This window comes from Zoogloea dura (assembly GCF_012927165.1).
Taxonomy (GTDB): Bacteria; Pseudomonadota; Gammaproteobacteria; order Burkholderiales; family Rhodocyclaceae; genus Zoogloea; species Zoogloea dura.
In genome coordinates this window covers 20,614-37,563 of the sequence record NZ_JABBGA010000004.1, presented here as the reverse complement: position 1 = coordinate 37,563, position 16,950 = coordinate 20,614, and the positions used below count along the sequence as shown (strand labels likewise).

At 66.0% G+C, this 16,950-nt stretch carries 18 protein-coding genes; 13 read left to right on the top strand and 5 right to left on the bottom strand.

Annotation, left to right across the window (positions count from 1 at the left end):
* Positions 1-8: 8 nt before the first annotated feature.
* From uppS to HHL15_RS06345, 13 genes are read left to right on the top strand one after another with little or no spacing between them, the layout of a single operon-like run.
* Entirely contained in the window at positions 9-794 is a 786-nt protein-coding gene (gene uppS, locus HHL15_RS06405) for a polyprenyl diphosphate synthase (RefSeq protein WP_169145013.1), read from the top strand.
* Positions 787-1,611 carry a phosphatidate cytidylyltransferase gene (locus tag HHL15_RS06400; RefSeq protein WP_169145012.1) on the top strand — a complete coding sequence of 275 codons (825 nt, stop codon included), beginning with the start codon at positions 787-789 and terminating at the stop codon, positions 1,609-1,611. Before uppS ends, HHL15_RS06400 begins: the two co-directional genes overlap by 8 nt.
* Before the next feature lie 4 nt (positions 1,612-1,615).
* Positions 1,616-2,809: a 1-deoxy-D-xylulose-5-phosphate reductoisomerase gene (ispC, locus tag HHL15_RS06395; protein ID WP_169145011.1), complete on the top strand. Its 1,194-nt coding sequence runs from the start codon at positions 1,616-1,618 to the stop codon at positions 2,807-2,809.
* Between the two features lie 5 nt (positions 2,810-2,814).
* Positions 2,815-4,179: an RIP metalloprotease RseP gene (gene rseP, locus HHL15_RS06390; RefSeq protein ID WP_169145010.1), complete on the top strand. Its 1,365-nt coding sequence runs from the start codon at positions 2,815-2,817 to the stop codon at positions 4,177-4,179.
* Between the two features lie 6 nt (positions 4,180-4,185).
* Positions 4,186-6,477, top strand: coding sequence for an outer membrane protein assembly factor BamA (bamA, locus tag HHL15_RS06385; protein WP_169145009.1), 2,292 nt, complete (start codon positions 4,186-4,188; stop codon positions 6,475-6,477).
* Positions 6,478-6,521: 44 nt separating this feature from the next.
* A complete protein-coding gene (locus HHL15_RS06380; protein WP_169145261.1) occupies positions 6,522-7,022 on the top strand; it encodes an OmpH family outer membrane protein in 501 nt (166 codons plus the stop codon).
* Positions 7,023-7,032: 10 nt separating this feature from the next.
* A complete protein-coding gene (gene lpxD / locus HHL15_RS06375; RefSeq protein ID WP_169145008.1) occupies positions 7,033-8,061 on the top strand; it encodes a UDP-3-O-(3-hydroxymyristoyl)glucosamine N-acyltransferase in 1,029 nt (342 codons plus the stop codon).
* 8 nt (positions 8,062-8,069) lie between these two features.
* Positions 8,070-8,501 (top strand): 3-hydroxyacyl-ACP dehydratase FabZ, encoded by a 432-nt coding sequence (gene fabZ / locus HHL15_RS06370; protein WP_169145260.1) that lies wholly within the window; start codon positions 8,070-8,072, stop codon positions 8,499-8,501.
* A complete protein-coding gene (gene lpxA, locus HHL15_RS06365; protein ID WP_169145007.1) occupies positions 8,498-9,271 on the top strand; it encodes an acyl-ACP--UDP-N-acetylglucosamine O-acyltransferase in 774 nt (257 codons plus the stop codon). The genes fabZ and lpxA overlap by 4 nt, the downstream gene beginning before the upstream one ends.
* Before the next feature lie 3 nt (positions 9,272-9,274).
* On the top strand, positions 9,275-10,426 hold the full coding sequence (gene lpxB, locus HHL15_RS06360; RefSeq protein WP_169145006.1) for a lipid-A-disaccharide synthase: 1,152 nt from the start codon (positions 9,275-9,277) through the stop codon (positions 10,424-10,426).
* Positions 10,423-11,019: a ribonuclease HII gene (gene rnhB / locus HHL15_RS06355; protein ID WP_169145005.1), complete on the top strand. Its 597-nt coding sequence runs from the start codon at positions 10,423-10,425 to the stop codon at positions 11,017-11,019. The genes lpxB and rnhB overlap by 4 nt, the downstream gene beginning before the upstream one ends.
* Positions 11,016-11,471, top strand: a complete 456-nt coding sequence (locus HHL15_RS06350) for a CopD family protein (RefSeq protein WP_169145004.1) — start codon at positions 11,016-11,018, stop codon at positions 11,469-11,471. Before rnhB ends, HHL15_RS06350 begins: the two co-directional genes overlap by 4 nt.
* A 2-nt stretch (positions 11,472-11,473) precedes the next feature.
* Entirely contained in the window at positions 11,474-12,259 is a 786-nt protein-coding gene (locus tag HHL15_RS06345) for a TrmH family RNA methyltransferase (protein WP_169145003.1), read from the top strand.
* Here the strand turns inward: HHL15_RS06345 and bioD are convergent.
* From bioD to bioA, 5 genes are read right to left on the bottom strand one after another with little or no spacing between them, the layout of a single operon-like run.
* Positions 12,248-12,916 (bottom strand): dethiobiotin synthase, encoded by a 669-nt coding sequence (gene bioD, locus HHL15_RS06340; RefSeq protein ID WP_169145002.1) that lies wholly within the window; start codon positions 12,914-12,916, stop codon positions 12,248-12,250. The genes HHL15_RS06345 and bioD overlap by 12 nt on opposite strands.
* On the bottom strand, positions 12,913-13,695 hold the full coding sequence (locus tag HHL15_RS06335; RefSeq protein WP_169145001.1) for a methyltransferase domain-containing protein: 783 nt from the start codon (positions 13,693-13,695) through the stop codon (positions 12,913-12,915). The genes bioD and HHL15_RS06335 overlap by 4 nt, the downstream gene beginning before the upstream one ends.
* Positions 13,688-14,440, bottom strand: coding sequence for an alpha/beta fold hydrolase (locus HHL15_RS06330; RefSeq protein WP_169145000.1), 753 nt, complete (start codon positions 14,438-14,440; stop codon positions 13,688-13,690). The genes HHL15_RS06335 and HHL15_RS06330 overlap by 8 nt, the downstream gene beginning before the upstream one ends.
* Positions 14,437-15,621, bottom strand: coding sequence for an 8-amino-7-oxononanoate synthase (bioF, locus tag HHL15_RS06325; RefSeq protein WP_169144999.1), 1,185 nt, complete (start codon positions 15,619-15,621; stop codon positions 14,437-14,439). The genes HHL15_RS06330 and bioF overlap by 4 nt, the downstream gene beginning before the upstream one ends.
* Positions 15,614-16,945 carry an adenosylmethionine--8-amino-7-oxononanoate transaminase gene (gene bioA / locus HHL15_RS06320; RefSeq protein WP_169144998.1) on the bottom strand — a complete coding sequence of 444 codons (1,332 nt, stop codon included), beginning with the start codon at positions 16,943-16,945 and terminating at the stop codon, positions 15,614-15,616. Before bioA ends, bioF begins: the two co-directional genes overlap by 8 nt.
* Between the last annotated feature and the right edge of the window lie 5 nt (positions 16,946-16,950).

Genomic DNA, 16,950 nt, shown 5'->3' with positions numbered 1-16,950 from the left:
GATACGACATGGTGCGATTGCCGTTTCTCAGCTCGACCCGGGGGGTACCCGAGGCTGCCAAGGTGCCGCGGCACATCGCCATCATCATGGACGGCAACGGTCGTTGGGCGCGCAAGCGCCTGATGCCGCGGGTCGCCGGCCATGCAAAGGGCGTCGATTCGTTGCGCGAGGTCATCAGGACCTCCCTTGACCGCGGGGTCGAGTACCTTACTGTGTTTGCCTTCAGTTCAGAGAACTGGCGTCGTCCCAAGGATGAGGTCTCGTTCCTGATGCAGTTGTTCGTCAAGTCCCTGAAGGCGGAGATCGAGCGGATCCACCGCAACAACATCCGCTTGCGGGTGGTGGGTGATCTGGAGCCTTTCGATACGGCGCTGATATCCCTGATCCGCGATGGCGAGGCACTGACCGAGGGCAATACCAAGATGAACCTCACCATCTGCGCCAATTACGGCGGACGGTGGGACATCCTCCAGGCGGTCCGCAAGATGACCGCCATTGCTCCCCGGGCCGGTGAGTACACCGAGGATGAACTGGCACCTCACCTCGCCCTCAGCTTCAGTCCGGAGCCGGATCTCTTCATCCGTACCGGCGGCGAGCAGCGGATCAGCAATTTCATGCTCTGGCAGCTCGCATACTCCGAGCTGTATTTCACCGACAAGCTGTGGCCGGAGTTCGGCGAAGCTGCGCTTGATGAGGCCATTGCGTCCTACCAGGGGCGTGAGCGTCGTTTCGGGCGGACCAGCGAACAGGTCGTCGGTGGCGAGGCCGGTTCTTCCACGCCAGATCATGCTTAGAGCGCGGGTCATTACCGCGCTGATCCTGCTGGTTGGGCTTCTGGCGGGACTGTTCCTGCTGCCTGCCCCGCTGTGGCTGGCCTTTGCTTCCCTCATCTGTGCCATCGGTTCGGCCGAATGGGCCGGCATGACCGGCTTCACGCCTCGCGCCGGCAAGGTCTATGCGGCCTTGGTCGGCGCCCTGTGCTTTGCCGCCGGGGGCGTGGCGGGGCTGCATCGCCCCGAGACGATCGCGCCTTTCGGGCTGGCGCCTGTCTACGCGGTCAGTGCGCTGTTCTGGATCTGCTGCGTGCCCTTGTGGCTGCGCGCCAAGTGGCGCCTGCCGAGCCCCGCCGCCGCTGCACTGGTCGGGTTGGTGCTCCTATTGCCGCCGGCGCTGGCCATCGCTCATCTGCGCCTGCTCAGCCCATGGTTGCTCCTGGGGGTGCTGGCCGCCGTCTGGGTGGCGGACATCGCGGCCTATTTTACGGGTCGGGCCTTCGGACGACGCAAGCTTGCACCGGGAATCAGCCCCGGCAAGAGCTGGGAGGGCGCGTATGGTGCGGTGGTGGCGGTGGTGGTCTACGGGCTGGTGGTGATCTCATCCGTGGGGCACGCCGGCGTTGAAGCATCCTATCTGGCTGCGGTGCCCGCCCTGATCGCATTCACTGCGCTGAGCATCATTGGTGATCTTTTCGAATCCCTGGTCAAGCGACAGGCTGGTGTGAAGGACAGCGGTTCCCTGTTGCCCGGCCACGGGGGCGTGCTGGACCGCATCGACAGTCTGACATCCACGCTTCCTGTCGCAGGCCTGTTGTTGCTCTGGGTGGCCCACTGAAGTCATGGAACAAGGCAAGAAACTCGTAACCGTACTGGGCGCGACGGGCTCTATCGGTGTCAGCACGCTGGACGTGGTGGCCCGGCATCCCGAGCGCTTTGGCGTGTTTGCACTGACCGCGCATCGGCAGGTGGACAAGCTTCTCGAGCAGTGCCTGGTGCATCGGCCGGTTTATGCGGTCCTCGACCAGGCGGATGATGCGGGCCGGCTCGCCGGGCAGCTTCGCGAAGCGGGCTGTGCCACGGAGGTGCTGGCAGGCCCCGATGCGCTGGCCCGGGTGGCTGGCGCGCCCGAGGTCGATCTCGTCATGGCGGCGATTGTCGGGGCTGCCGGTCTGGTGCCGGCGCTCGCCGCGGCACGGGCGGGCAAACGCATCCTGCTGGCCAACAAGGAGGCCCTGGTGATGTCGGGGGCGCTCTTCATGCAGGAAGTGGCGGCCCACGGAGCAACGCTGCTGCCGATCGACAGCGAACACAATGCGATCTTCCAGGCGCTGCCCGCCGGCTTTGAGCGCGGACTGCAGGGGAGCGGGGTGACCCGCGTGCTGCTGACCGCGTCGGGCGGGCCTTTCCGCCGCAAGCCCGTCGAAGAACTGCGCGATGTGACCCCGGAGATGGCCTGCGCCCACCCCAACTGGGTGATGGGGCGCAAGATCTCGGTGGATTCCGCGACGATGATGAACAAGGGGCTGGAGGTCATCGAGGCCTACTGGCTCTTTGGTGCCGAGGCCGAGCGCATCGAGGTGGTGATCCATCCCCAGAGCGTCATCCACTCCATGGTGTCCTATGCCGACGGATCGGTGATTGCCCAGCTGGGCAATCCGGACATGCGGACGCCCATTGCCCACGCCATGGCTTATCCCGATCGGGTTGATGCGGGAGTGAGGCCACTCGATCTTTTCGAGATCGCCCGCCTGGATTTCGAACGCCCGGACTTCGAGCGCTTCCCCTGTCTTGCACATGCCTATCGCGCGCTGCGCGAGGGCGGTGTGGCGCCGGCCGTCCTCAATGCCTCGAACGAGGTGGCGGTGGCCAGCTTCCTCGACGGGAGGCTGCGTTTCGACAGGATCGCAGGCGTGATCGCGCGTACCCTGGATGCGGTTCCGGCGGCGCCGGCCGATAGCCTGGAAGCCGTCTTCGAGGCAGACCGGCAGGCCCGCGAGCTGGCAGAGGGTTTCGTCAGCGGGTTCGCGTCGTGACGGGCATGGGGCTGCTGGATTACATCCTGCCCTTCCTGCTGGCGCTGGGCATCCTGATTGTCGTCCATGAGTTCGGGCACTATTCGGTGGCGCGACTGTGCGGCGTGAAGGTGCTCCGTTTTTCTCTCGGTTTCGGCAAGCCGCTGCTGGTCAAGCGTGCCGGGCCTGATCAGACTGAATGGGTTTTGTCGGCCTTTCCCCTGGGCGGTTACGTCAAGATGCTCGACGAGCGCGAGGCGCCTGTCGAAGCGTTCGAGCTGCATCGTGCATTCAATCGCCAGAACGTCTGGCGGCGTATCGCCATCGTGGCCGCCGGGCCTCTGGCCAACTTCATTCTCGCCATTGCGCTTTACTGGGGGCTCTACACCGGTGGGGTTGAGGAGCTGCGCCCGCGTCTCGGGCCGCCGGAGATTGGCAGCCTGGCCGAGCGCGCGGGTTTTGAGCAGGGTGAGCTGGTGCGTAGTGTGGCGGGCCGCGAGGTTGAGACTTGGCAGGACTTCCGCTGGATGCTGCTCAACCAGGCGCTCGAAAAGCAGGTGGTGGTCATCGAGACGATCAACGCGGAGGGTGAGATTGCCTTCCGGCGCGTCGATCTGGCTGCCACCGTGGTGGATCAGGGTGAGCAGGATGTGGCCCATCAGGTCGGGCTGACGCTGTATCGGCCGCGGGTGCCAGCTGTTCTTGGGCGCCTAGTTCCCGGCGGTGCTGCAGAAACTGCGGGCTTGCGTACGGGTGATCGGGTGCTTCGGGTGGGAGAGCTCAAGGTGGATGACTGGTCCGATCTGGTCTCTGCTGTCCGTGATGCACCGGGTCGGCCGCTCGAGCTGGAGGCCTTGAGGGGTAGTGCCCCCCTTGTCGTGAATGTGGTTCCCAGCGCGGTGGAGGAGGGCGGGCGCACCATCGGTCGGATCGGTGTGGCGGTGGCCGATGCCGACATCCGGCGTGAGCTCATGTTCGTGACCGTGCGCTACGGCAGCCTTGATGCCCTGGGCAAGGGGCTGCGTCAGACCTGGGATACCAGCGCGTTGAGCCTGACGGTCATGGGGCGCATGCTTATCGGCGAGGTTTCCGTCAAAAATCTGAGCGGTCCCGTCACGATCGCAGATTTTGCAGGCCAGTCCGCCCGCATGGGATGGTCTCATTACATCAAGTTCCTGGCGCTCATCAGCATCAGCCTTGGGGTCCTCAATCTGCTCCCGGTCCCTGTGCTCGATGGTGGGCACTTGCTGTATTATGTGATCGAGATCATCAAGGGCGGCCCGGTTTCCGAGCGGGTTATGGAGATCGGCCAGCAGATCGGTATGGTCCTGCTGGCGGCGCTAATGGCATTCGCCTTCTACAACGACATCAACCGCCTTGTTGCAAGCTGAAATCGGATGAAATCCAAGCTTCTTCCCGGGGTGATCGCTGCGCTTTTCGTGGCATCTCCCGCTCTGGCCTTCGAGCCGTTCATTGTCAAAGACATCCGCATCGAGGGGATCCAGCGTACCGAAGCCGGTACCGTGTTCAGCTATCTGCCTGTCAAGGTGGGCGAGCGCTTCACGGACGACAAGGCGGCGCAGGCGATCAAGGCCCTCTTTGCCACCGGGTTCTTCAAGGACGTTCGTGTCGAGGTCGACAAGGACGTGATCGTGGTCGTTCTGGACGAGCGTCCGGCGATCTCGCAAGTCGATTTCGTGGGTATCAAGGAATTCGACAAGGAGGCGCTCAAGAAGGGCCTCAAGGAAGTGGGGCTGGCCGAGTCCCGGATCTTCGACCGTGCGGTGCTCGAACGCGCAGAGCAGGAGCTCAAGCGCCAGTACCTGTCGAAGGGCCTGTACGGCGTGCAGATCACCACTACGGTCACTCCGCTCGAGCGGAACCGGGTTGGCGTCAACTTCAATGTCGTCGAAGGTGAGGCCGCCAAGATCCGGCAGATCAGCATCATCGGCAACAAGGTCTTCAAGGAGAAGGAGCTTGTCGAGCTATTCTCCCTGACCACGCCGGGCCTGATGACCTGGTATTCGAAGAGTGACCAGTACTCCAAGCAGAAGCTCTCTGCCGACATCGAAGCGCTGCGTACCCATTACCTCAACCGGGGTTACCTCGACTTCAACATCGACTCCACCCAGGTGTCGATCACACCGGACAAGAAGGACATCTACATCACCCTCAGCATCACCGAGGGCGAGAAGTACACCGTCTCCGACGTGAAACTGGCTGGCAACATGGTGGTGCCCGAAGAGGAGCTCCAGCAGCTGGTCAAGCTCAAGGCCGGGGATACTTTCGTGCGGGACAACGTCACGGCCACCACCAAGGCGATCAGCGATCGTCTCGGCAACGCCGGCTATGCGTTTGCCAACGTCAATGCCGCGCCCGAGGTGGACAAGGCGAAGCGCGAGGTCACCTTCACCTTCTTCGTCGATCCGGGGCGTCGCGTTTACGTGCGCAAGATCAATTTCGCCGGCAACGCACGGACCCGCGATGAGGTGCTGCGCCGCGAGATGCGTCAGATGGAAGGTGCGTGGTACGACGGGCAGGCGCTCAACCGCTCCAAGGTCCGCCTTGATCGCCTCGGTTACTTCGACGAAGTCACCATCGAGACCCCGGCGGTTACAGGCTCCACCGACCAGGTCGATGCCAACTTCACCGTCAAGGAGCGTGCCACCGGCAACCTGATGCTGGGTGCGGGTTTCTCCAGTGCCGAAAAGATCATCCTGTCTGCGTCGATCTCGCAGCAGAACCTGTTTGGCACGGGCAACGCGATGACGTTGCAGCTCAACACCGGCAAGATCAACAAGACCATCGCGCTGTCCTTCACCAACCCGTACTGGACCATCGACGGTGTCAGCGTGGGCTGGGACATCTATCAGCGCAACGTCGATCCAACCTCGCTGTCGGTGGCAACCTACAAGAGCTCGTCCATCGGTGGTGGCGTGCGCTTTGGTTATCCGATCGCCGAGGACGACCGGATCAACTTTGGCCTGTCAGTCGATCAGACCACCATCAAGGTCTACGATTCGAGTCCCGCGCCTTACGTGAATTTCGTCAATACGTTTGGCGATACTGCCCGCAGCCTGCTCGTCACGGCCGGCTGGGCACGTGACCGGCGCGACAGCTTCCTGTATCCCACCTCCGGGGTGTATCAGCGCGCCTCCGTCGAGGTGGCGACGCCAGTGCTGGACATGCGTTACATCCGGGGTAACTACCAGCATCAGTACTGGATTCCCTTTGGCGGTGGCTATGCCCTGATGCTGAATGGCGACATCGGCTACGCCCATGGCTATGACGGCAAGGAGCTGCCGTTCTACAAGAACTTCTACGCTGGCGGCATCGGCTCGGTGCGTGGCTACGAGCAGAGCACCCTCGGTCCGCGCTATACCGATACCAACGGCTATGTCCGTGCCCTCGGCGGAAATCGGCGCGTGGTTGGGAACGCAGAGTATTATTTTCCGATGCCTGGCTCCCAGAAGGACAAATCGATGCGGCTGTCGCTGTTTGCCGATGCCGGTTACGTCTGGGCAGCGGACGACAAGGTTCGTGCGTCGGATTTGCGATACAGTGCCGGTCTGGCATTTTCCTGGAGTTCCCCGGTGGGGCCGCTCAAGTTCAGTCTGGGCCAGGCACTCAAGAAGGAAGAAGGCGACAAGACCCAGAAGTTCCAGTTCCAGTTGGGCACGGTCTTCTGATGGTCGCAGCACATAGCTTGCAGACGGAGGTTTGAGTGAAAGGTATCGGTATTTCCACCCTGGCAGCGCTTCTGCTGGCCGGGTTTGCCCAGGTAGCCGCGGCTGACGCGGTCAAAGTCGGCTTCGTCAATTCCGACCGGGTGATGAAAGAGGCAACGCCTGCCAAGAAGGCCCAGCAGAAGCTGGAAAAGGAATTCGAGAAGCGTGACCAGGACCTGCAGCGACTGGCCAAGCAGCTTCAGGGCATGCAGGAAGCCCTCGAGAAGAATGGCATGACCATGGGTGAGGCCGAGCGTCGCAACAAGGAGCGTGAGTTCAATGACCTGAACCGCGACTTCCAGCGCAAGCAGCGCGAGTTCCGCGAGGATCTCAACCAGCGCCGCAACGAGGAGCTGGCCAGCGTGCTCGAGCGCGCCAACCGTACGATCAAGCAGATCGCGGAAGCGGACAAGTACGACATCATCTTCCAGGAAGCGGTGTATGCCAGCCCCCGGATCGACATCACCGACAAGGTGATCAAGGCGCTCAGCGAAGCCAGCAAATAGGGCGGCGTGGATGGAACTGTCCCTTGACGAGCTCGTAGGTCGGCTCGGTGGCGAGCTTGTCGGCGATCCCGCGGTGCGGATTCGCCAGATCGCATCCATCGAAGCGGCCGCCGAGGGTGAGCTGGCCTTCCTGTCGAATCCAAAACTGGGGGCTGCGCTGGCCACCAGCCGGGCGTCGGCCTTCATCCTGACGCCGAAGGCCGCCGGTCTGACCGACAGGCCGCGGATCCTTACCGCTGACCCCTATCTGTACTTCGCCCGGGCCGCGCAGCTGTTCAACCCGCCGAAGCGTCCTGTCGCCGGTTTGCAGGCGGGCGCGGTGGTGGCTTCCGAACTGCATCCGTCGGTTTGCGTCGGTGCCAATGCGGTCATCGGCCAGGATTGCCGGATCGGCGAGAACTGCGTGATCGGTGCCGGCTGCGTGATCGGCGACGGTGTGGTGATCGGTGCGGATTCGTTGCTGCATGCGGGGGTCAAGATCTACGACGGTTGTGTGATCGGCGCCCGCGCCATCCTGCACTCGGGTGCCGTGATCGGTGCCGACGGGCTGGGCTTCGCCCGCGATGCTGAGCGCCGCTGGGTCAAGATCCCCCAGATCGGCCGGGTGTTGGTGGGCGACGACGTGGAGATCGGCGCCAACACGACCATCGATCGGGGGGCGCTGGACGACACGGTCATCGGCAACGGCGTAAAGCTCGACAACCTGATCCACGTGGCCCACAACTGCCAGGTGGGTGACGACACGATCATGGCTGCCATGGCTGGCCTTGCCGGCAGTACCAAGGTGGGCAAGCGCGTGATGGTCGGCGGCAAGGCCGGCTTCTCGGGGCATCTTGAGGTGGCCGATGACATAGTTGTGTCCGCCGCGACCAATGTCACCAAGTCCATTGACAAGGCTGGCGTATACACCTCGCTGGTTCCCATTCAGACCCATGCAGACTGGGTCAGGAATTTTTCCCACTTGCGTCGCCTCGATGCGATGGCCGAGCGGGTGCGTGAGCTCGAGAAAAAGCTCGCCGAACTGGAAAAGAAATCATGAGCGAAATCATCGACATCAACGAGATCAAGCGTTATCTCCCGCACCGTTACCCCTTCCTGCTTGTAGATCGGATCACCGAGCTGGAGCTGGGCAAGCGGGTGGTGGGCCTCAAGAACGTGACGATCAACGAGCCGTTCTTCCCGGGGCATTTTCCTCACAACCCGGTCATGCCGGGTGTGCTGATCATTGAAGCCATGGCCCAGACCGCTGCGATCCTGGCCTTCAAGACCGACGGTTCGGCGCCGGACGATGATTCCACGGTGTATTTCGCGTCGGTCGACAACGTGCGCTTCAAGCGTCCGGTGGTGCCGGGTGACCAACTGGTCATGGAAGCCGAGATTGTGCGCAAGATGCGCAACATCTGGAAGTTCAAGGCGGTGGCGCGGGTCGGTGGCGAACTGGCCACCGAGGCCGAATTCATGTGCGCGATCAAGCGATGAGCATTCACCCGACCGCCATCGTTCACCCGGCAGCGCGCCTCGCGGAAGGTGTGCAGGTCGGTCCTTACTCGATCATCGGCGAGCACGTCGAGATTGGTGAGGGTACGACCGTCGGCCCTCACGTGGTGATCGAGGGGCATACCCGGATCGGCCGCAACAACCGGATTTTCCAGTTCTGTTCCCTCGGCTCCGAGCCCCAGGACAAGAAGTACGCGAATGAGCCGACTCGCCTGGAGATCGGCGATGGCAACACCATCCGCGAGTTCTGCAGCTTCAGTACCGGCACCATCCAGGACGGCGGCCTGACCAAGGTCGGCAACGGCAACTGGATCATGGCCTATGTGCATGTGGCCCACGACTGCAGCGTTGGCGACAACACCATCTTCGCCAACAACGCGACCCTGGCGGGGCACGTCACGGTGGGCGACTGGGCGATCCTGGGCGGCTTTACCGGCGTGCACCAGTTCGTGCGGGTGGGTGCCCACAGTTTCTGCGGCGTCGGTACGGTGCTGCTGCAGGATCTGCCGCCCTTCGTGACGGTCTCCGGCAACCCGGCCTCGCCCCACGGTATCAACAGTGAAGGGCTCAAACGCCGCGGTTACAGCGCTGAAGGCATCGCCGCCATCAAGCGGGCCTACAAGACCCTCTACCGCAGCGGCCTGACCCTCGACGAGGCGCGCCGGCAGATCGCCGAGGCGGCTGCCTCAGCGCCTGAACTCCAGCAGTTTTCCGATTTCATCGCCGACTCCGGGCGTGGCCTCGTCCGCTAGTCCATGGGTGTCCGCATCGCCATGGTGGCGGGCGAGGCGTCCAGCGACCTCCTTGCCAGCCACCTGATCCAGGCGCTCAAGCGCCATTTGCCGGACGCGGAGTTCTTCGGCATCGGCGGTCCCAAGATGCAGGCCATGGGCTTCAAGGCCCTGTGGCCGGCCGAGAAGCTGTCGGTCCACGGCTACGTGGATGCGCTGAAGAACTACCGGGAACTCTCCGGTATCCGCCGGACCCTGCTCAAGCAACTGCTCGCCGATCCACCGTCGGCCTTCATTGGCGTCGACGCACCGGATTTCAGCCTGTGGCTCGAGAAGCGTCTGAAGGACCGGGGCATACCGGCCATCCATTTCGTCAGCCCCTCGATCTGGGCCTGGCGGCGCGGGCGGCTGAAGGGCATCGCCCGTTCGGTGAGCCACATGCTCTGCCTGTTTCCCTTCGAGCCCGAGCTCTACAAGACGGCCGGCGTACCGGTGAGCTATGTCGGCCATCCGCTGGCCGATGTATTCCCGCTCGATCCAGACCGGGCCAGCGCCCGGGAGATGCTGCAGATCCCCGATGGCGTGCCGGTCTTTGCCTTCCTGCCGGGCAGCCGCCAGTCCGAGGTGCGCAACCTGGCGGATACCTATATCGCCACGGCGGCGAATCTCCATGAGCGCCATCCCGAAGCACGTTTCCTGGTGCCGCTGACCACCCGTGAGACGCGCCTGCTGTTCGAGCAGGCGCTGGCGCGGCACGCCCATCTCAACCTGCCCATCCGCATCCTCTTCGGCCATGCGGTGGACGCCATGACCGCCGCCGATGTGGTGCTGGTGGCGAGCGGTACGGCCACCCTGGAGGCCGCGCTGCTCAAGCGGCCGATGGTCATTACCTACCGCATCGGCAAGTGGTCATACCGGCTGATGCGGCGCATGGCCTACCTGCCCTGGGTGGGGCTGCCCAATGTGCTGGCTGGGCGTGAGGTGGTGCCCGAACTGCTGCAGGACGCGGCGACGCCCCAGGCCCTGGCGGATGCCCTGGACAGCTGGCTGACCGACAAGGAGAAGGCGGCGGAGCTGGTCCGGACCTTCACCGAGATGCACCAGACCCTGCGCCAGGACACCGCAGCCCGGGCAGCCGCGGCGATCCTGCCCTACCTCCGCGGAGCGTCCCGGTGATCCTGCTGTGTGGTGTGGACGAGGCCGGCCGTGGGCCCCTGTGCGGGCCGGTGGTGGCCGCCGCGGTCATTCTCGACCCGGCCCGGCCCATCGTGGGCCTGGCTGACTCCAAGAAGCTCTCTGACAAGCGTCGCGACAAGCTGGCCCTGGAGATCCGCGAGAAGGCCCTGGCCTGGGCCATCGCCGAAGCCAGCGTCGCCGAGATCGACCGCCTCAACATCCTGCATGCCTCCATGCTGGCCATGCAGCGGGCCGTGGCCGGCCTGGCCCGTCGCCCGGACAAGGTGGTGGTGGACGGCAACCGTTGCCCGCAGCTGGACATACCCTGCGAGGCCATCGTCAAGGGCGATGCGCTGGTCCAGGAGATCTCGGCCGCCTCGATCCTGGCCAAGACGGCCAGGGATGCCCAGCTGGTCGAACTGGACAAGCGTTATCCCCAGTACGGTCTGGCCGGCCACAAGGGCTATCCCACAGCGGCGCATCTGAAGGCCCTGCGCGCCCATGGCGCCTGCGAGATCTACCGGCGCAGTTTTGCGCCGGTGCATGACATCATCGCCAACCCACCCCTGTGGACCGACGAGGACCTGAAGTGAAATTCCATCATGCGCTGCTTTTCCTGCATCTTGCCGGTGTGATCCTGTGGGTGGGCGGCATGGCCTTTGCCCATTTCTGCCTGCGCCCCGCGGCCCTGGAGTTGCCGCCGGCCCAGCGCCTGACCCTGTGGTGTGGTGTGCTCGGGCGTTTCTTCCGGGTGGTGTGGCTGGCCATCGGGCTGATCGTCGGCTCCGGTTTCGCCATGCTCGGTGCCACTGGCTTTGCCCAGGCGCCGGTGGCCTGGCATGCCATGGCGGGTATCGGGCTGGTGATGGTGGCCGTCTTTGCGAGCATCTGGTTTGGCCCCTGGCAGGCGCTGCAGCAGGCGGTGGCCGCCGAGAGCTGGGCCCAGGGCGCATCGGCGCTCAACCGGATCCGCCAGCGGGTCGGCATCAATCTGCTGCTCGGCACCTTCACCGTGGCGGTGGCCACCCTCGGGCTGGCTGTCTGATCGTGAAGCACATCAGTTCCAGGGACAATCCGGCGATCAAGCACCTCCAGGCGCTGGCCGGTTCGGCCCGGGACCGACGCAAGGCCGGGGAAACCCTTTTAGACGGCACCCATCTGCTTGAAGTCGCGCTGCAGCATGGGGTGGCGCCGCTGCAGGTGGTGGTCAGCGAGAGCGGACGTCTGCAGCCCGAGATCGAATCCTTGCTGGCTCGCTGCACACCGGACAGCCTGGTCGAGGTGCCGGACCGGCTGTTCGCGCAGATCAGCCCGGTCGACTCACCCAGCGGCGTGCTGGCCCGGGTGGAGATTCCCGATTCGCCTGCGGCCCCGGTGCAGGGCAACTGCGTGGTCCTTGATGCGGTGCAGGACCCAGGCAACCTGGGGACCATCCTGCGCACTGCCGCGGCGGTGGGCCTGCGCGACGTGGTGCTGACTCCGGGTTGTGCCCAGGCTTGGTCGCCCCGCGTCTTGCGGGCCGCGATGGGGGCCCATTTCCATCTCGACATCCGCGAAGGCGTGGAGGCGGCCGCGACGCTGGCCGGCTACCCTGGCCAGATCCTGGCCGCCGACCTGGTCGATGCCACCGATCTCTACGACATCGATCTGGGCGGGCCGGTGGCCTGGCTTTTCGGTTCAGAGGGGCAGGGCTTGTCGGACGGGGTGGCGGCGCTGGCCACCCGCCGCATCATCATTCCCATGCCCGGGGGCATGGAGTCCCTCAACGTGGGGGTGGCGGCGGCAGTGTGCTTGTTCGAGCAGCTCCGCCAGGGACGCGCCTCAGGCCGGTAGACGCAGGCCGGCAGCCGCGGCCGCGGCGTCTCCGTCTGCCTGGAAGGGCACCACGCCCATCAAGGGTGCCGGCATGCGGCGGGTCAGGGCTTCCAGGTTCTGGTCGAAACGCAGCATCGCCGGATCCACCTGGTTGGCAACCCAGCCCACCAGTTGCAGGCCGCGCGCGGCGATGGCCTCTGCGCTGAGCAGGGCGTGGTTGATGCAACCCAGGCGCATTCCCACCACCAGGATCACCGGCAGGCCCAGGTCGCGGGCCAGGTCGGCGGTGTCGTAGTCATCACCCAGTGGCACCCGGAAGCCTCCAACGCCCTCCACCAGCACCACATCCGCCTGCGTCCGCAGGGCCTCGAAGGCCTTCAGGATGTGGCTCACCTCGATCTGCACGCCTTCCTCGGCGGCAGCGATGTGCGGCGCGATGGGGCTGGCCAGGCAATAGGGATTGAGCAGTGCCAGGCCCGGGTCGAAGCTGCCGGCGGCCCGCAGGCGGGCGGCATCCTCGTTGAGGGATTCGCCGTTGATCGTTTCTGCGCCGGCGGCGACGGGCTTCATGCCGAGGGCGCGCAGGCCTTGCCGGCGTGCGCTGTGCAGCAGGGTGCAGGTGACGAAGGTCTTGCCGATCTCGGTGTCGGTGCCGGTGATGAAGTAGGCGGTCATTTCTTTTCAGCGATGATCCAGAGGGTGTCGTAGGAGGCGGGGAGGCCGGCCGGCGTGCGGTGGACTTCATAGGCGGCGGCCAGCCGGCTCCAGGCCTGCTTGCCGAGCGGTGCGCGCCGGCGCGGTGCGCCGGTCTGGTGGGCGCCCAGGGTCTTGATGTCTCGCAGCAGGCCGCGCAGGTCGGGCGCCCAGGCGTGCAGGGTGTCCCGTTCGCTGGTGAGGATGCGCAGGCCGGCATCTTCGGCCGCATCTTCCAGGACTTCCGGTGGCTGGAAGCTCAGCACATGCTCGTCCTGGTCCACGTGACGGAAGGCGTCGCGCAGCTCCTGCAGGGTGCCCGGGCCGAGCGAGGCGAGCCACAGCTGACCACCCGGCCGCAGGCTGCGCGCCAGTTCCGGCAGGGCCTGGCGCGGCGCGCACCACTGAAGCGCATAGCTGGACCACAGGGCGTCGAGGCTGGCGTCTGCCAGCGGCAGGTGTTCGAGGTCGGCGCACAGGGGCAGGGCCAGCCCGGCGGGCTGGCGCTTGAGCATGGCCGGTGCGAAATCCAGGGCGATCAGCGCCGCAGCCGGGAACAGGCGCTGCAGGCCGGGCAGGGCATAGCCGGTGCCGGTGCCGGCATCGAGGATGCGTCCAGGCTGGCAGCTCGGGGTGGCCGCGACGAGATCGAGCAGGCGGTCACAGGCGCTGCGCTGCACGGCCGCCACCGCATCGTAGGCATCGGCGGCCTTGTCGAAGGCGGCGCGTACGGCGTGCTTCGGGGCGGGGGCGTCACTCATCGGCAAAGCCCTCGATGAGGCCCGCGCAATCGGCGGGGCGTGACAGGAAGGGGGCATGGCCGGACTGTCCGAAGACGCTGAGACGGCCACCCGGGAGCTGACCGGCCAGCCACTCGGCGGCGGTGACCGGCATCAGCTTGTCTTCGCTGCCATGCAGCAGGCGTGCTGGCTGGGCGATCCGGGAAAGCCGGGGGCGCAGGTCGGTTTCGGCGAGCAGGCGCAGGCCGTTGGCAAGAGCCGCGTGGTGGCTGGAATCGGCCGGGGTGAGGCTGTCGGTGAGGGTGTTGGCTACCTGCTTCCGAGCGCGGTCGCCGAGACTCTGCAGGGCGACGAAGCGGCGCTGGGTGGCCTCCGGTGCGCTGTCGAACTGGGCCCGGAAGTCATCGAGCGTCGCGCCGGACAGGCCGTGGGGCCAGTCTTCGCACATCGTGAAGCGAGGTGATGCCCCGATCAGCACCAGGCGGGCAACTTTCTCCGGATGGCGCTGGGCAAGCTCGAGGGCTAGCTGGGCACCCAATGACCAGCCGACGAGGACGCCGTCGTCCGGCAGGGCGGGGAGCAGGGCATCGGCCCAGCTGGCGAGGGTTTCGCCGGCCGGGGCCGCGTTGCCGTGGCCCGGCAGGTCCGGCAGGTGTACGGCACGCTGCGGCTGGAGGTGGCCGAGCAGAGGCTTCCAGACGGCCGCCGACAGGCCCCAGCCATGGAGCAGCACCAGCGGACGCAGGGGGCTCGTGGCGGTGCTCATGCGCCCCGGGCCTCCAGCCGCTTGAGTGCGTCGGTGAGGCGGTCCACCTGCTCAAGGCTGTGCGCCGCGGAGAGCGTGATGCGCAGGCGGGCGGCCCCCTTGGGTACGGTCGGCGGGCGGATCGCCGGTACCCACAGGCCTTCGGCGTCGAGGGCGCGGGAGACCGCCAGGGTCTCGTGATTGTCGCCGATGACCAGGGGCTGGATGGGGGTGTCGGAGGGCAGCAGCTGCCAGCGCTTCAGGTGCAGGCCGGCCTTCAGGCGGGCGATGAGGGCGTCCAGGTGGGTACGCCGCGCGTCGCTGTGTTCGATGAGGTCCACGGCCGTCAGCAGGGCTTCGGCCAGGGCCGGCGGGGCGCCGGTGGTGAAGATGTAGCTGCGGCTGCGGTTGATCAGCCAGTCGATCACCTCCCCTTGTCCGGCCACGAAGGCGCCGGCTGCGCCGGCAGCCTTGCCGAGGGTGCCCATGTAGATGAGGCGTGGCGAGGCGAGGCCGAAGTGGGCCAGGCAGCCGCGTCCGCCGGGGCCCAGCACCCCGAAGCCGTGGGCATCGTCCACCAGCAGCCAGGCACGGTGCGCTTCGGCCAGGGCAAGGAGTCCGGGCAGGGGGGCGATGTCGCCATCCATGCTGAACACGCCGTCGGTGACGATCAGCTTGCGTGGCGCGGTGGAGGCCGCCAGGCGTGCTTCGAGGGCGGCCAGGTCGCAATGGGGGTAGCGGATCAGCTCGGCGCGGGACAGCAGGGCACCATCGACCAGCGAGGCGTGATTGACCTTGTCGGCGAAGATGGCGTCACCGCGGCCGACCAGGGCCGGCATGACGCCGATGTTGGCCATGTAGCCGGTGGAGAAGTAGAGGGCGTCCTCCATGCCGACGAAGCCGGCCAGCCGGGCTTCGAGCGCTTCGTGAGCAGCATAGTGGCCGCTGACCAGGTGGGAGGCTCCGGAGCCGCAGCCCCAGCGGGCGGCGCCGGCCTGCAGGGCCTGGCCCAGCGCCGATTCGGCGGCCAGGCCCAGGTAGTCGTTGGAGCAGAAGGCGAGAACCGGGCCGTCGCGGTCGGCCAGGCGGGTGTCGGGCCGGCAGGGGGTGGTGACGATGCGGCGGCGGCGGCGCAGGCCCGCTGCATCCAGGTCTGCCAGGCTGCTGCGGATTTCGTCGAGGGGATCGGGGCGCTCAGCCAAGGCTGGCCTCCAGGGCTTCCCCGCAGCGGGCGGCGAGCCAGTCGATCTCGCCGTCGTCCAGAATGTAGGGCGGCATGGTGTAAACGGTGTTGCCGATGGGGCGCAGCAGCAGCTCGCGCTCGAGGGCTTCGGCGAAGAAGCGGCGGGAGAAGCCGGCGGGGGCATCGGCCACGTCGAAGGCGAGGATCATGCCGCGCTGACGCAGGTGGCGCACCGACGGGTGGCCGCCGACCGTGGCACCGAAGGCCGCGCCCAGACGGGCGGCCTTGTGCCGGTTGGTGGTGATCACGTCGTCCTGCTCGAAGATGTCGAGGGTGGCCAGGGCGGCCCGGCAGGCCAGGGGATTGCCGGTGTAGGAGTGGGAGTGCAGGAAGCCACGGGCCGTGTCGTCGTCGTAGAAGGCGGCGAACACCTCGTCGGTGGTGAGCACGATGGACAACGGCAGGTAGCCGCCCGAGATGCCCTTGGAGAGCAGCAGGAAATCGGGCTGGATGCCGGCCTGCTCACAGGCGAAGAAGCTGCCGCTACGGCCACAGCCCACGGCGATCTCGTCGGCCACCAGGTGTACCCGGTAACGGTCGCACAGGGCACGGGCCAGACGCAGGTATTCCGGGTCGTACATGACCATGCCGGAGGCTCCCTGGACCAGGGGTTCGACGATCAGGGCGGCGGTTTCCTCTGCATGTGCGGAGAGGTGGGCTTCCAGTGCAGCGGCGGCGCGACGGGCCACGTCGGCCGCGCTCTCGCCCGGCGCAGCCAGGCGTGCGTCGGGGCTGGCGACGCTGGTGCTGCCGCGCACCAGAGGTGCGTAGGCGTCACGGAAGATAGCCACGTCGGTGACCGCCAGGGCGCCCACGGTTTCACCGTGGTAGCTGCCATCGAGGCTGACGAAGCGGTTCTTGCCCGGTTGGCCGTGGTTGCGCCAGTAATGCACGCTCATCTTCAAGGCGATCTCGGTGGCCGAGGCGCCGTCGGAGGCGTAAAAGGCGTGGCCCAGGTGGTGGCCGGTGAGGGCTGCCAGGCGTTCCGACAGCTCGACCACGGGCTCATGGGTGAAGCCGGCCAGCATGACGTGTTCCAGGGTGTCGAGCTGGGCCTTGATGGCATTGCCGATGCGCGGATTGGCGTGGCCGAACAGATTGACCCACCAGGAGCTGATCCCGTCCAGGTAGCGCCGGCCATCCATGTCATGCAGCCAGGCGCCTTCTCCCCGGGCGATCGGGATCAGGGGCAGCTGTTCATGGTGCTTCATCTGGGTGCAGGGGTGCCACACCGCGCTGAGGGAGCGGGACAGGAAGGAGGCGTTGGCGGACGAGGACGGCATGTGAA

Excerpts from the sequence above, each read along its gene's own strand:
- uppS (WP_169145013.1), top strand. The coding sequence starts at position 9 with ATGGTGCGATTGCCGTTTCTCAGCTCGACCCGGGGGGTACCCGAGGCT.
- HHL15_RS06400 (WP_169145012.1), top strand. The coding sequence starts at position 787 with ATGCTTAGAGCGCGGGTCATTACCGCGCTGATCCTGCTGGTTGGGCTT.
- ispC (WP_169145011.1), top strand. The coding sequence starts at position 1,616 with ATGGAACAAGGCAAGAAACTCGTAACCGTACTGGGCGCGACGGGCTCT.
- rseP (WP_169145010.1), top strand. The coding sequence starts at position 2,815 with ATGGGGCTGCTGGATTACATCCTGCCCTTCCTGCTGGCGCTGGGCATC.
- bamA (WP_169145009.1), top strand. The coding sequence starts at position 4,186 with ATGAAATCCAAGCTTCTTCCCGGGGTGATCGCTGCGCTTTTCGTGGCA.
- lpxD (WP_169145008.1), top strand. The coding sequence starts at position 7,033 with ATGGAACTGTCCCTTGACGAGCTCGTAGGTCGGCTCGGTGGCGAGCTT.
- lpxA (WP_169145007.1), top strand. The coding sequence starts at position 8,498 with ATGAGCATTCACCCGACCGCCATCGTTCACCCGGCAGCGCGCCTCGCG.
- lpxB (WP_169145006.1), top strand. The coding sequence starts at position 9,275 with ATGGGTGTCCGCATCGCCATGGTGGCGGGCGAGGCGTCCAGCGACCTC.
- bioD (WP_169145002.1), bottom strand. The coding sequence starts at position 12,916 with ATGACCGCCTACTTCATCACCGGCACCGACACCGAGATCGGCAAGACC.
- HHL15_RS06335 (WP_169145001.1), bottom strand. The coding sequence starts at position 13,695 with ATGAGTGACGCCCCCGCCCCGAAGCACGCCGTACGCGCCGCCTTCGAC.
- HHL15_RS06330 (WP_169145000.1), bottom strand. The coding sequence starts at position 14,440 with ATGAGCACCGCCACGAGCCCCCTGCGTCCGCTGGTGCTGCTCCATGGC.
- bioA (WP_169144998.1), bottom strand. The coding sequence starts at position 16,945 with ATGCCGTCCTCGTCCGCCAACGCCTCCTTCCTGTCCCGCTCCCTCAGC.